Annotated in this window: 14 protein-coding genes; 2 read left to right on the forward strand and 12 right to left on the reverse strand. The window is 69.9% G+C overall.

Annotated features, from left to right (window positions below):
- Positions 1-48: 48 nt before the first annotated feature.
- The 3 genes from ABFY20_RS17580 to ABFY20_RS17590 form a co-directional block, all read right to left on the reverse strand.
- Positions 49-1,089, reverse strand: a complete 1,041-nt coding sequence (locus tag ABFY20_RS17580) for a LacI family DNA-binding transcriptional regulator (RefSeq protein WP_368497495.1) — start codon at positions 1,087-1,089, stop codon at positions 49-51.
- 186 nt (positions 1,090-1,275) lie between these two features.
- Positions 1,276-2,700: a Re/Si-specific NAD(P)(+) transhydrogenase subunit beta gene (gene pntB, locus ABFY20_RS17585; protein ID WP_368497496.1), complete on the reverse strand. Its 1,425-nt coding sequence runs from the start codon at positions 2,698-2,700 to the stop codon at positions 1,276-1,278.
- Positions 2,697-4,244: a Re/Si-specific NAD(P)(+) transhydrogenase subunit alpha gene (locus ABFY20_RS17590; RefSeq protein ID WP_368497497.1), complete on the reverse strand. Its 1,548-nt coding sequence runs from the start codon at positions 4,242-4,244 to the stop codon at positions 2,697-2,699. Before ABFY20_RS17590 ends, pntB begins: the two co-directional genes overlap by 4 nt.
- Before the next feature lie 228 nt (positions 4,245-4,472).
- On the opposite strand from ABFY20_RS17590, the gene ABFY20_RS17595 reads away from it, so the two are divergent.
- Entirely contained in the window at positions 4,473-5,315 is an 843-nt protein-coding gene (locus ABFY20_RS17595) for an aldo/keto reductase (RefSeq protein WP_368497498.1), read from the forward strand.
- 36 nt (positions 5,316-5,351) lie between these two features.
- Here the strand turns inward: ABFY20_RS17595 and ccsB are convergent, their stop codons facing one another.
- The 7 genes from ccsB to ABFY20_RS17630 form a co-directional block, all read right to left on the reverse strand.
- Positions 5,352-6,443 (reverse strand): c-type cytochrome biogenesis protein CcsB, encoded by a 1,092-nt coding sequence (gene ccsB / locus ABFY20_RS17600; protein WP_368497499.1) that lies wholly within the window; start codon positions 6,441-6,443, stop codon positions 5,352-5,354.
- Positions 6,444-6,452: 9 nt separating this feature from the next.
- Positions 6,453-8,024: a cytochrome c biogenesis protein ResB gene (locus ABFY20_RS17605; protein ID WP_368499822.1), complete on the reverse strand. Its 1,572-nt coding sequence runs from the start codon at positions 8,022-8,024 to the stop codon at positions 6,453-6,455.
- A 109-nt stretch (positions 8,025-8,133) separates the two neighbouring features.
- Positions 8,134-8,904, reverse strand: coding sequence for a cytochrome c biogenesis CcdA family protein (locus ABFY20_RS17610; protein ID WP_368497500.1), 771 nt, complete (start codon positions 8,902-8,904; stop codon positions 8,134-8,136).
- A gap of 5 nt (positions 8,905-8,909) precedes the next feature.
- On the reverse strand, positions 8,910-9,581 hold the full coding sequence (locus ABFY20_RS17615) for a TlpA family protein disulfide reductase (RefSeq protein WP_368497501.1): 672 nt from the start codon (positions 9,579-9,581) through the stop codon (positions 8,910-8,912).
- Positions 9,581-10,237 (reverse strand): histidine phosphatase family protein, encoded by a 657-nt coding sequence (locus tag ABFY20_RS17620; RefSeq protein WP_368497502.1) that lies wholly within the window; start codon positions 10,235-10,237, stop codon positions 9,581-9,583. The genes ABFY20_RS17615 and ABFY20_RS17620 overlap by 1 nt, the downstream gene beginning before the upstream one ends.
- 237 nt (positions 10,238-10,474) lie before the next feature.
- Complete coding sequence (locus ABFY20_RS17625) at positions 10,475-10,684, reverse strand: hypothetical protein (RefSeq protein WP_368497503.1); 210 nt, start codon at positions 10,682-10,684, stop codon at positions 10,475-10,477.
- The gene (locus ABFY20_RS17630; RefSeq protein WP_368497504.1) at positions 10,681-10,905 is read right to left on the reverse strand and encodes a DUF4870 domain-containing protein; all 225 of its coding nucleotides are present in this window, start codon (positions 10,903-10,905) and stop codon (positions 10,681-10,683) included. The genes ABFY20_RS17625 and ABFY20_RS17630 overlap by 4 nt, the downstream gene beginning before the upstream one ends.
- A gap of 303 nt (positions 10,906-11,208) precedes the next feature.
- Here ABFY20_RS17630 and aspS point away from each other — a divergent pair, with 303 nt between their 5' ends.
- Positions 11,209-12,528 (forward strand): aspartate--tRNA(Asn) ligase, encoded by a 1,320-nt coding sequence (gene aspS / locus ABFY20_RS17635; protein ID WP_368497505.1) that lies wholly within the window; start codon positions 11,209-11,211, stop codon positions 12,526-12,528.
- 109 nt (positions 12,529-12,637) lie between these two features.
- On the opposite strand, the gene ABFY20_RS17640 is transcribed toward aspS, so the two are convergent.
- The gene (locus tag ABFY20_RS17640) at positions 12,638-12,937 is read right to left on the reverse strand and encodes a Dabb family protein (RefSeq protein ID WP_368497506.1); all 300 of its coding nucleotides are present in this window, start codon (positions 12,935-12,937) and stop codon (positions 12,638-12,640) included.
- Positions 12,934-13,206 (reverse strand): glutaredoxin family protein, encoded by a 273-nt coding sequence (locus ABFY20_RS17645; RefSeq protein WP_368497507.1) that lies wholly within the window; start codon positions 13,204-13,206, stop codon positions 12,934-12,936. Before ABFY20_RS17645 ends, ABFY20_RS17640 begins: the two co-directional genes overlap by 4 nt.
- Positions 13,207-13,218 lie beyond the last annotated feature (12 nt).

Genomic DNA, 13,218 nt, shown 5'->3' on the forward strand with positions numbered 1-13,218 from the left:
TGTGGGGTTCGGAGGGCGCGCGAGGGCGCCGTGGGGGGGGTGCCAGGGTCAGGCGGCGGGTGCGGGTGGCGCGGGCGGTTCGGGTCGCTCGTGCCGGGCACTCCGCGCCACCGGCGCGGTCGACCCGCGCTCGATGAGACGGTGGGGCAGGATGCGCGGTGTGACGCCGCCCGACGACTCACCCACCGCGAGCAGCTTCTCGACGGCGAGCTCGCCCATGCGTTCGAGCGGCTGCGCGATCGTCGAGAGGGCGGGGTGCACGTGCAGCGAGGTGCGCGTGTTGTCGAAGCCGAGCACCGAGATGTCGTCGGGCACACGCCGGCCCTGCCGCTGCAGCTCGTTCACGACGGCGGCGCCCATCTCGTCGCTCAGGGCGAAGACGGCGGTGAGCTGCGCATCCTGAGCCATCAGCCGGGCGAGCGCGGGAGGGGCCGAGTCGTAGAGCGAGTTGCCGTGCTCCATGACGGGGGCGAGCCCCGCCTCGCTCATGGCTCGCAGGTAGCCGCGCTTGCGCACGGTGTTCACCAGCACCGACTCGGGGTCGCCCGCCAGCAGGCCGATGCGGCGGTGGCCGAGGGCGATCAGGTGACGGGTGCCGTCGTAGGCGGCGACCTCGTCGTCGATGGCGATGCTCGGAAAGCGGCGGCCGTCGCGGATGGCCACCGACATGAGTGGGATGCTCGAGCCCAGCGCGCGCCGCATCTCGGGGGTGACTGCGGCTGAGATGAGGATGACCCCGGCGGCCCGGTAGGTGCGGAGGGTGCGCAGGTAGCTCGCGGCGAAGGTCGACGCGGGGCCGGTGCGGCCGAGCATCACCGAGTGGCCGCGCAGGCGGGCAGCGGCCTCGACGCCGCTCATGATCTCGGAGGCGAGGGCGTCGGAGACGACGGGGGCGAGCACGCCGATGACGGCGGTCTGCTTGGTCTTGAGCCCGCGGGCGAGGGTGTCGGGCTCGTAGTTGAGGGTGGCGATGGCCGCCTCGACCCGGCGCTGGGTCTCGGCGGAGTAGCCGATGAGCCCGTTCACCACCCGTGAGACGGTGGCGGGCGAGACCCCGGCGACCCGGGCGACGTCCCTGATGGTCGTCATCTGCCCTCCTTCGGGTGCGGGTCTCGGCTCGTCACACGACCTCGCGCAATCGTTTACGCTCGGTCGCTCCGTCGAGAGTAGGCACCCCCCTCCGGGCTACGCAAACGTTTACGAAACACCCTTACCAGGGCGTCCTGGTGGTGCGGAGTGCTCGCGGTCGGAGCGTTCGGAGCGCCGTGCCCACGTTCACAGCTCCCGCAGGATGTCCTCCACCCGCTCCTTCGCGTCGCCGAACAGCATCTGCGCGTTGTCGCGGAAGAACAGCGGGTTCTGCACGCCCGCGTACCCTGAGGCCATCGAGCGTTTGAACACGATGACGTTCTCTGCCTCCCACACCCGAAGCACGGGCATGCCGGCGATGGGGCTGCCCGGGTCTTCGGCGGCTGCCGGATTCACCGTGTCGTTGGCGCCGATGACGAGCACGACCGAGGTGGAGGCGAGGTCGTCGTTCACCTCGTCCATCTCGAGCACGATGTCGTAGGGCACCTTGGCCTCGGCCAGCAGCACGTTCATGTGCCCGGGCAGCCGCCCGGCCACGGGGTGGATGCCGAAGCGCACCTCGACGCCCCGTTCCCGCAGCCTGGCGGCGAGCTCCGCCACGGGGTACTGCGCCTGTGCCACCGCCATGCCGTACCCGGGGGTGATCACCACGCTCGACGCGTTGGCGAGCAGGTCGGCGACACCGCCGGCGTCGATCTCGCGGTGCTCGCCCACCTCCTCGTCGCCGCGACGGGGCGCTGCGATGCCGAAGCCGCCCGCGATGACCGAGAGGAACGACCGGTTCATCGCCTTGCACATGATGTACGAAAGGTAGGCGCCCGAGGAGCCGACGAGCGCACCCACAACGATGAGCAGGTCGTTGTCGAGCAGGAAGCCGGCCGCTGCCGCGGCCCACCCCGAGTAGCTGTTGAGCATCGAGACCACGACCGGCATGTCGCCACCGCCGATGGAGGCCACCAGGTGCCAGCCGAGCGCGAGGGCCAGCGCGGTCACAGCGATGAGCAGCCCGAGCGAGGGCGAGATGACGTACCAGACGGTGAGCCCGACGAACACGACCAGCGCGCCCACGTTCAGCACGTTCTTGCCGGGGAGCATCAGCGGCTTCGACGAGATGCGGGCCGACAACTTCAAGAACGCGACGATCGACCCGGTGAAGGTGACGGCACCGATGAACACGCCGATGAACACCTCGGCGTGGTGGATGTCGCGCAGCGCCCCCGTGAGGCCGGTGTCGTGGAGCGCGCCGTTCCAGCCCACCAGCACCGCGGCCAGTCCCACGAAGCTGTGCAGCAGCGCGATCAGCTCGGGCATGCCCGTCATCTCGACCCGACGCGCCCGCCACAGACCGACCGCGGCACCGACCGCCATGGCGACGACGAGGGCGACGAGTCCGGTGACCGCCTGCGGGGTTCCCCACGCCTGCGAGACGGTGAGCCACACCGTCGCGAGGAGGGCGATGGCCATGCCGACGATGCCGAAGACCACTCCCTGACGGGAGCTCTCGTGGCGGCTGAGGCCGGCGAGGCTCAGCACGAACAGCAGGGCGGCGACGATGTAGGCGGCGCCGGCGACGGATGCGGCGATGCCGGTCGCGAGAGTGACCTCGGTCATCGGGTGCCTCCCTTGGAGAACATGGCGAGCATCCGTCTGGTCACGGCGAAGCCGCCGAAGATGTTGATGCTCGCGAGCAGCACGGCCACCGCGGCGAGCACCTGCACCACCGGGTCGGGCGAGGTGATCTGCTGCAGCGCGCCGACCACGATGATGCCCGAGATCGCGTTCGTGACGCTCATGAGCGGCGTGTGCAGGGCGTGCGCGACCTTGCCGATGACATAGAAGCCGATCACCACCGAGAGCGTGAGCACGAGGAAGTGACGGGGCAGCGGCTCGGGCGCGACCGCGCACACCACGAACAGCACGGCGACCCCGAGGGCGATCAGCAGCCCCCGGCGGCCAGCGCTCATCGGCTCCTTCACGCGCGAGGGGGTGCCGGGGGCCGCCTCCGCCGCCTGAGCGACGGGCGCCGCCGACACCTGCACGGGAGGCGGCGGCCAGGTCACCTCCCCCTCCCGCACGACCGTGACCGTGCGCTGGATGACGTCATCGAAATCGAGAACCGGCTCCCCGTCCTTCCCCGGAGTGATGAGAGCGAGCAGGTTGTAGAGATTGGTGCCGTACAGCTGCGACGCCTGCTGCGGCAACCGCCCGGCGAGGTCGGTGTAGCCGAGGATCGTGACGCCGTTCGCGGTCACCACCTTCTCCCCCGCCACCGACCCCTCGACGTTGCCACCCTGCGCCGCCGCCATGTCGACGATCACGCTTCCCGACTTCATCGACGCCACATCGGCCGCGGTGATCAGCCGCGGTGCCGCCCGCCCCGGGATGAGCGCCGTCGTCACGATGATGTCGACCTCGGCCGCCTGCTCCGAATAGATCTCGGCGGCCCGGCGGTCATACGCCTCGCTCGTCGCCTTCGCATACCCGTCGGTCGAGACCATCTGCTCGGCGACCTCGACCGGCAGGTACTCGCCACCGATCGATCTCACCTGATCAGCCACCTCGGGCCGCGGATCGGTCGCCCGCACCACCGCACCAAGACTCGACGCCGCCCCGATCGCAGCGAGACCGGCGACACCGGCCCCCGCCACCAACACCTTCGCCGGGGGCACCTTCCCGGCCGCCGTCACCTGCCCGGTGAAGAAGCGCCCGAACTCGTGCGCCGCCTCGACGACCGCGCGGTAGCCGGCGATGTTCGCCATCGAGCTCAGCACGTCCATCGACTGGGCGCGCGAGATACGCGGCACCGCATCCACCGCCAACGCGGTGATGCCACGCACGGCGAGCGCCTGCACCAGATCGGGCCGGAACGCGGGGCTCAGCTGCGCCACCAGCAGTGCGCCGTCAGCGAGCCGCCCGATCTCCGAGAGCTCGGGAGCCGCGACCTTCAGCACGACCTCGGCCTGCCACGCCTCCGCGGCCGCCACAAGACGCGCCCCGGCGGCCTCGTACGCAGCATCCGGGAACGACGACCGCTCCCCCGCACCACGCTCGACCACGACCTCGTAGCCGAGAGCCACGAGCTTCGCGACGGTCGGGGGGCTCGACGCCACCCGCGTCTCCCCTTCACGCTCGCGCACGATGGCGAGTTGCACCATGCGATTCCTCCTCGAATCGTTCCGCTCGTCTCGCGCGCGACGGCCGGCGGATCGTCGCCCTCGCACAAGTCAGCAAGCGTAGCGAGCGGATGCGCGCCCATCGCAAGAATGGCTCATTTCGACACAGCGGATTTGCGTACGAATTCACCGGGCCGAAAGATCGGGCCTTCTTCTCGTCATGTCATCGCAGATCACCCGCCCGACCCGAGACCGGCCTAGCGTGGAACCATGACGAAACCCGCTCCCACCCGCACGCTCAACGACGGCCGCGACATGCCCGCCCTCGGCTTCGGCACCTACCCGCTCCGCGGCGAAGACGGTGTGGCGGCGATCGTCTCCGCCATCGACACCGGCTACCGCTCGCTCGACACGGCGTTCAACTACGACAACGAGGGCGCCGTCGGCGAAGCGATCCGGCGGAGCGGCATCCGGCGAGACGAGCTCTTCGTCACCTCCAAGCTGCCCGGCCGCTACCACGGGCGGGCCGAGGCCGCCGAGGCGGTCAGGGAGTCGACCTGGCGGCTCGGGCTCGAGCAGCTCGACCTGTACCTCATCCACTGGCCGAACCCGAGCGTCGACAAGTACGTCGAAGCGTGGGAGGCGCTCGTGGAGGCCCGCGAAGACGGGCTCGTGAGGTCGATCGGGGTGAGCAACTTCACCCGCGCTCAGCTCGACCGCATCATCGCCGCCACCGGGGTCACCCCCGCGGTCAATCAGATCGAGCTGCACCCGTACTTCCCGCAGGTGGAGCAGCGGGCGGTGAACGCCGAGCTCGGCATCGCCACCGAGGCGTGGAGCCCGCTCGGCAAGCGCAACGCTGCCTACGGTCAGCGGGCGGTGCTCGACGCCGCCGAAGCGCACGGGGTGACCCCGGCTCAGGTCATCCTGCGCTGGCACGTGCAGCTCGGCAGCGTGCCCATCCCGAAGAGCGGCACCCCGGCCCGTCAGGCCGAGAACCTCGACGTGTTCGGCTTCGAGTTGAGCGACTCCGAGGTGGAGGCCATCACCGCGCTCGGTCAGACCGACGGTCGACTGTTCGGCGGCGACCCCGACACCCACGAGGAGCCGTGAGGCGGCCGAGAGCCGTGGGGCCCTCGTGCTCGCGGCTCAGAGCCCCGAGTAGGCGTGCAGGCCCTTGAAGAACACGTTCACCACGCCGAAGTTGAACAGCACGGCGGCGAAGCCCACGATGGCCAGCCATGCCGAACGCGAGCCGCGCCAGCCGCGGGTGGCGCGGGCGTGGATGTAGCCGGCGTAGATGACCCAGATGATGAAGGTCCACACCTCTTTGGTGTCCCAGCCCCAATAGCGGCCCCAGGCACGCTCTGCCCAGATGGCGCCGGCGATGAGGGTGAAGGTCCAGAACACGAAGCCCACGATGTTGAGCCGGTAGGCGGTGCGTTCGAGCGACTCGGAGTCGGGGAGCGTCTTCAGGAACCGCATGCGCAGGGCCGTGGCGATGCGGCCCACCGAGTCGCCCCTCGTCTGCAGCAGTTGCAGCACCGAGAGCGCGCCGCCCAGGGCGAAGAACGCGGTGCCGAGAATGGCGACGAGAACGTGGATGACGAGCCATGCCGACTGCAGCGACGGCGGCAGCGGCACGATGCTGACGTAGTAGTTCACCGTGGAGACGCCGAGGAGCACGAGCACCAGGCCGATGACGAAGGTGCCGAGGAAGCGCAGGTCTTCGCGCAGCAGCACGACGAGGAAGACGGCCACGATGAGCAGCGTCCCGGTGATGGAGAACTCGTACATGTTCGCCCACGGCACCCGCAAGGCGGCGATGCCGCGCAGCACCACGCCGCCGATCTGGATGACGAAGCCGAGGACGGTGAACGACACGCCGAGCCGCAGGGCGATCGAGCGCTTGCCCGCCGCGTCGATGCCGTCGAGCGACACCAACCCGGAGTCGTCGCCCACGCCGGTCGCAGCCGCGGTGGCCGTGGCCCCGCGTGCGCTGCTCGAGCCGCCCGCGCCCACGGCGGCGACCGCCGGCATCCGCTCCTCGACGCCCGTGGCGCTCGCCGCACCCTCCACGCCGTCGGCCCCCGCGACCTCCGCACCGGGAGCCTCGACCGCCTTCTTCACGGTTGCCGATCGACGTGCGAGGTCGAGGGCGAACGCGATGAACGCGAGCGCGTACACGGCCATGGCCGAGTAGATGAGGATGATCGAGAGCTGATCGAGGGTCTGCGTCACGGATAGAGCCTAAACCTTGGTGTCGTCAGGGGATACAGGAGCGGCGGCGGGAGCGGTCGCTTCCGGCCCGGCGTGCTTGTCGGCGAACTGCGCGACCGCCTCGGCGAGCCGGGGGTCGTCGCCGCGGGCGAGACCGGCGTACTCGACGTGCACGGTGCCGTCGGGCCGCTCGGTCGCCTTCACCCACAGCCGTCGGCGAGGCACGAACAGCGCGGTGAGCAGGCCGCCGAACACGAGCACGGCGAACAGCAGCACCCAGCCCTGGGTGGGGTCGTGGTGCACGTCGAACGACGCGAACCGCTTCACCTCGTCGAAGCTCACGGTGCCGAGCCCGTTCGGCAGCTCGATCGTGTCGCCCGGCTTCAGCTCGAGCGAGTCGACGCCCGTCGCGCCGCCCGTGAGCTGGGTCATGCCCTCGGTGTCGAGGGAGTAGACGGATGCGGGCACGCCGCCGTCGAGCCCCAGGTCGCCGTCGTAGACGTTGAGCGTCAGCACCGGGAACTCGGGCTCGGGGAACGACGAGTAGTACGCGCCCGTGTCGGCCACCGCCTGGGTGGGGTAGAAGAAGCCGATCATCCCCACCTGCTCGGCCAGACCATCCGGGATCTTCACGACCCCGAGCGAGGTGAGGTTCGCATCCTGAGGGAGGAACGGCACCGAATCGGTGAACACGACGTCGCCCGCCGGGTTCCGCACCGTGATGGTGGGGGCGTAGCCGTTGCCGAGCAGGTAGACGTCGGTGCCGCCGATCTTGAGCGGATCGTTCACTTTGATGTCGCTCTCGGAGACCTGGCCGCCCTGGTCGGTGGTCACCGCCGCGTTGTAGTCCAGGGGCTGGCCGAAGGCCTGCAGCGACTGCGTCTCGTAGGTAGCGCTGAACGAGTCGAGGGTGAGCGAGTACGGCTCGAGCTGGCTGTCGCTGAAGAACCGGCCGGGGTTGAACGAGTCGTAGGCGAGCAGGGTGTTCACGAAGGTCTGGCCCTCCACCACCACGCGCTGGCCCTGGTAGCCGAAGCCGCCGCCGATCCCCACCGCGAGCAGGATGCCGACGAGCGCCGCGTGGAACACCAGGTTGCCGGTCTCGCGCAGGTACCCGCGCTCGGCCGACACCGACACCGTCTCGCGCCCGGTCTTCTTGTCGACGCCTGTGAACACGACGGTGCGGTAGCGCTGGCGCTTCAGCTGGGCCTTCGCCGACTCGACGACGGATGCGGCACTCGCCCCGCCCGCGACGTCACGGGTGGTGAAGCCGGCGAGCCGCGACAACCGCGCGGGCGTGCGCGGCGGCTTCGCGCGGAGGGCGTCGATGTGGTGCTTCGTGCGCGGGATGATGCAGCCGATGAGCGACACGAACAGCAGCAGATAGATCGACGAGAACCAGGCCGAGGTGTACACGTCGAAGGCCTGCACCGAGTCGAGCACGGGCGCGAGGTCGGGGTTGTCGACGAAGTACTGGGTGACGCCGTTCGGGTCGGCGGCGCGCTGCGGCACCAGCGAGCCGGGTACGGCGGCAAGGGCGAGCAGCAGCAGCAGGAAGAGCGCCGTGCGCATGCTCGCGAGCTGGCGCCAGAACCAGCGCAGCCAGCCGAGGGGGCCGAGCTTCGGGAGGGTGACGTCGTCGCCTGCGCGCGGGTCGCGGCCGGGTTCGCGGTCGCGCGCCTCGAAGCCGGGCAGCCCCGCGTCGACGTGGTCAGATGGGCGTGACAAAGCCGTTGATCACCGCCTGAAGCTCGTAGATCCAGATCGTCCAGAGGCCGGAGACCATGAGGATGCCGATGAGCACGAGGAGCGCGCCGCCGACGATGTTGATGGCCCGGATGTGGCGCTTGAGGAAGGCGACCGACCCCGTCACCCAGTCGAGCCCGAGGGCGACCAGGAGGAACGGCACGCCGAGGCCGATGCAGTAGAACAGGCCGAGCAGCACGCCGCTCCAGGCCGAGCCGCCGGAGAGGCTGAGGGCCTGGATGGCCCCGAGCGTCGGGCCGATGCACGGGGTCCAGCCGAGGCCGAACACGATGCCGAGCACCGGGGCTCCGGCGAGGCCGGTCGCCGGGCGCCAGTTCGGCTTGATGGTGCGCTGGAGGAAGCTGAACTGGCCGATGAACACGAGGCCCAGGGCGATCACCACGGCACCCATGACGCGGGTGATGGTGTCCTGCCAGACGATGAGCCAGGTGCCGAGGGCACCGAAGACGGCGGAGTAGGCCAGGAAGATCGCCGAGAAGCCGAGGATGAACAGGGCGATGCCGAGGAGCATCCGTCGCCTGCCTGCCTTGCGGCCCGCAGCATCCGTCGTTCCGTCGCCGCTGCCGGAGAAGCCGCTGACGTATCCGAGGTAGCCGGGGACGAGCGGCAGTACGCAGGGTGAGGCGAAGGAGACGATGCCGGCGAGCAGGGCGATCGGGATGGCGAGCAGCAGCTGCCCGCTCAGCACCACCTCGGCGAAGGGGTTGCCGTTCACGCCGGTCAGCTCGCGCCCGCGGCGGCGGGGGTGGGTGTGGCGGTACCCGAGCCGTCGGTGCCGGGTTCGGCGCTCGGATCGAGGCTCGACGTGATGAGAGTGTCGAGGATGGAGGGCTCGCTCACGCGGCCCACGATGCGGGCCGCGACCCGGCCTTCCTTGTCGAGCACGAGGGTCGTCGGTACGGCCTTCGGGGAGATCTTGCCGGCGAACGCGAGCTGCATCGCTCCGTCGGTGTCGACCACCGAGGGGTAGCCGATGCCGTAGTTCTCGGAGAACGCCTTGGCGGTGGCGGCCTGGTCGCGCACGTTCACGCCGAGGAAGCTCGCACCCTCGCCCTCGTAGGCGGCGCTCAATTTCTGCAGGTCGGGGGCTTCGGCGCGGCAGGGGGCGCATCCGGCGTACCAGAAGTTCACCACGAGCACCTCGCCCGCGTAGTCGGTCGAGGAGATCGGCGCTCCGTCTTCATCGGTGCCCGCGAACTCGACGGGCTCGCCGCGCTCGGCCTCGGGAATCTCGGTGACCGTGCCGTCGCCCGAGATGTAGCCCTTGTTGTCGCCGTTGAGGTACTGGTCGGCGAGGGCGTCGTTCTCGGAGGTGCACCCGGCGAGCAGGAACGCGACGGCCGCCAGCGCGGCGGCGGCAACGACGAGCCGGCGACGGGGGCGGGGCGTCATCAGACGGCCCCCACGTCGGTGGCCTTCGCCGCCAGGCCCGCGGCAGGGTCGGTGTAGCCCACCTCGACGAGCCGGCCGTCGCGCCGTTCGAAGCTGGTGATGCTGGAGAGCGCGCAGCGGCGCTTGCGCGGGTCGTGCGGGAGGGGCTCGCCCACGATGGTGCGATGCGCCATCCAGATCGGGAGCTGGTGGCTCACCATCACGATGTCGCCCTCCGCGCCGTCAGCCTCGGCCTTGTCGTAGGCATCGTTCATCGCGGCGAGCATGCGGGCCGAGATGGAGCGGAACGCCTCGCCCCAGGCGGGGCGCCACGGGTTCCACAGGAACCGCCACATGCGCGGGTCGCGGAGCGCGCCGCCCGGGCCCTTCATGCGACGGCCCTCGAAGGCGTTCGTCGGCTCGATGATGCGCTCCTCGATGGAGGGCGCGAGCTCGAACGCCTGCGCGATCGGCTGCCCCGACTCGCGGGCCCGCTGCAGCGGCGAGGTGTAGAGCGCCGCGACCGCGCGCCGGCGTGCCACCAGGTCGTCGGCTGCCGCCTTCGCGAAGCGGTGCCCGAGCTCGGAGAGCTCGAAGTTCGGCAGGCGCCCGTAGAGCACTTCGTCGGGGTTGAAGACTTCACCGTGGCGGACGAGGTGGATCTGGCGGGCGGACACGCCCTCCAGTCTACGAGCGGACAACCCGTGTATACGCTGTGCTGGCCGCGCCGTGCTGGCTGCGCCGTGCCGCGCTGCGCGGCCCGGCTGTGCGCCGCCGCCGCTGCGGCGCACCATGCGGGGCGTCGCCCGGGGCGTCGGGCCTTGGCCGCCCCCGACGCGGAATGCGACGTCATGCCGCCGCATTCCGCCCGTTTCGTGGGCGCTCTGCGGTGGGCGGTGGGCTCATCCGCCGGGCTATGCGTCGACGAGAGCGCGGTGGTCGGAGGGGGTGGCGCGGGTGGAGGGGACGGCGGCTCCGGTGAGGCGGGCGGAGGGGCGGAGGCGGGCGAGCATCCGCCGGAAGGAGCGCGCAGCGCGAGGGCCCACGGGGCGGAGCACCTCGCAGAGCAGGCCGGCGAAGGGGAGCCCCAGCGCCAGGACGATGAGCAGGTGTGCGGTGGTCATTTCAGGAACCTCAGGACGAAGGGATATCGGAACGTACCGGCCTGACCGGCTTTGACGCCCGCGACGATCGCGAGCACGACGCCGGCGAGCTGCACCAGCGGGGCGAGGAAGAGCAGGGCGAAGCCGACGAGCACGAAGGCGAGCACCCCGCCGAGCGTGTAGAGCACGAGGGGAATCCAGGTCTTCTCGTCCTGGGCGGTGAGCGGAGTCGCGGTTGTCATGCTCCGAAGCTACGGATCGGGTCGACTCTCCGAGGTGCCGTTGCCGGCCGGTCAACGGTCTTGCAATCATCAGTTTCTCTACACGTGATCTGAAGAACTGTTCGCTTGTGCTGAATAGTTGTCGCTGCTGAAATAGAGACCAGAAAGGCACCATCATGACCCTCATCACGCTCTCCGCATTCGCCCTCGTCTCCGTCGCCGGAATCGCCCTCAGCATCAAGGCCGTCGCGACCGACGGCTACCGCCGCATCCCCACCCGCCGCGCCTGAACCGCCCCGCCACCGGGCGGTAGACTCGGTTCCCGTGACCGAACGCAACCCCCGCACCCTCGTCAAGAACCTCGCCGCCCTCGAAGACGGCCCCGTCACCGTCTCGGGATGGGTCGACACGGTTCGAGACCAGAAGAAGGTGCAGTTCGTCGTGTTGCGCGACGAGTCGGGTGCCGTGCAACTCGTCAACCCGCGTACCGACGAGACCGAAGCGGTTGCCGAGACCATCTCCGGCCTCGCGCAGGGCTCGTTCATCACCGTGACCGGTGAGCTGAAGCACGACGAACGCGTCAAGCTCGGCGGCATCGAAGTGAAGCTCGCCACCCTCGAGGTGGTCGCCGCCGCCATTCCCGAGACGCCGATCGCGGGCGACACCGGCATCGACAAGCGCATGGACTGGCGCTTCCTCGACCTGCGCCGCCCCGAGCAGAACCTCGTCTTCCGCGTGCAGACGACGCTCGAGCACGCCTGGCGCACCTACTGGGTCGAGCACGACTTCATCGAGATCCACACTCCCAAGCTCATGGCGTCGGCGAGCGAGTCGCGCGCCGAGCTGTTCGAGGTCGACTACTTCGAGGGCAAGGCCTACCTCGCGCAGAGCCCCCAGTTCTTCAAGCAGATGGCGCAGCCCGCCGGCTTCGGCAAGGTGTTCGAGGTCGGGCCCGCGTTCCGCGCCGACCCCTCGTTCACGAGCCGTCACGCCACCGAGTTCACGAGCGTCGACGCCGAGATCTCGTGGATCGACTCGCACGAAGACGTCATGCAGCTCCACGAGGAGCTCATGGTGGCCGGTCTCCGTGCCGTCAAGGAGAAGCACGGCGAGGAGATCAAGGCGCTGTTCGACGTCGACATCGAGGTGCCGACGCAGCCCTTCCCGCGCATCCCGCTCGCCGAGGCCAAGGAGATCGTCGCCTCACGCGGCTACGTCGTGCCCCGCGACGACGCCGACATGGACCCGGAGGGCGAGCGCCAGATCGCCGCCTACGTCAAGGAGACCTACGGCCACGACTTCGTGTTCCTCACCGACTACGCCGCGAGCATCCGGCCGTTCTACCACATGCGGAACGCCGACGACGAGACGATCACGAACAGCTACGACCTCGTGTACAACGGTGTCGAGATCTCCACCGGCGCGCAGCGCGAGCACCGCGTCGAGGTGCTCATCGAGCAGGCTCGCGAGAAGGGGCTCGACCCGGAGGAGCTCGAGTTCTACCTCGACTTCTTCCGCTACGGCGTGCCCCCGCACGGCGGGTTCGGCATGGGCCTGTCGCGCGTGCTCATGCTCATGCTGCACCAGACGAACCTGCGCGAGGTCGTGTACCTCTTCCGCGGCCCCACCCGCCTCACCCCGTAGCTCGCGCCGGCACCGCACTGCAGCGGGCCGCGCGTGCGAAAGCGCACACGAGACGAGGACCGAGCCGCATACAGGCTCGGTCCTCCTCGTGTTTGCGCTTCTGAACCGGTCAGAGCTCGAAGTCGATCGACGCGCGGTCGGAGACCCGCGAGGCGACGATCGGGGCGGCGGCCACGTGCTCGGGGTGCTGCTGGTAGGCGTCGAGGGCGGCGAGGGAGTCGTAGTCGGCGACGAGCACGATGTCCCAGTTCTTCTCGAAGTACGCCTGGTTCACGTGCACGTCGAGCGCCCGTACCGACGGCACCGTGTCGCGGAGTGCGGTGAGCACGCGCGCGATCTCGGCGGCATCCGCGGCGCGCTGCTCGGGGTCGGTGGCGGCGAGCCTCCAGGTGACGATGTGACGGATCATTCGGCTGCCTCCCGGAGCGCGGTTCGGAGACGGGCCGGCTCGACCCGCCAGATGGTGTGCACACGCCCGTCGATCATGACGACGGGGATCTCTTCGGCGAACTCGTCCCGGAGCGCCGGATTGTCGAGAATCGACAATTCCGTCACCGTCACCTCGAGCCCGGGCAGCTCGGCTTCGAGGTCCCCCAGCACCGAATGCACGATCTCTCGCGCGTCATCGCAGAGATGACATCCGGGCTTGGCGATCAGGGTGAGCGAGACTGTCGGCACTCCCCCAGCCTA

The organism is Herbiconiux sp. A18JL235 (assembly GCF_040939305.1).
In the GTDB taxonomy this organism is placed as follows: Bacteria; Actinomycetota; Actinomycetes; order Actinomycetales; family Microbacteriaceae; genus Herbiconiux.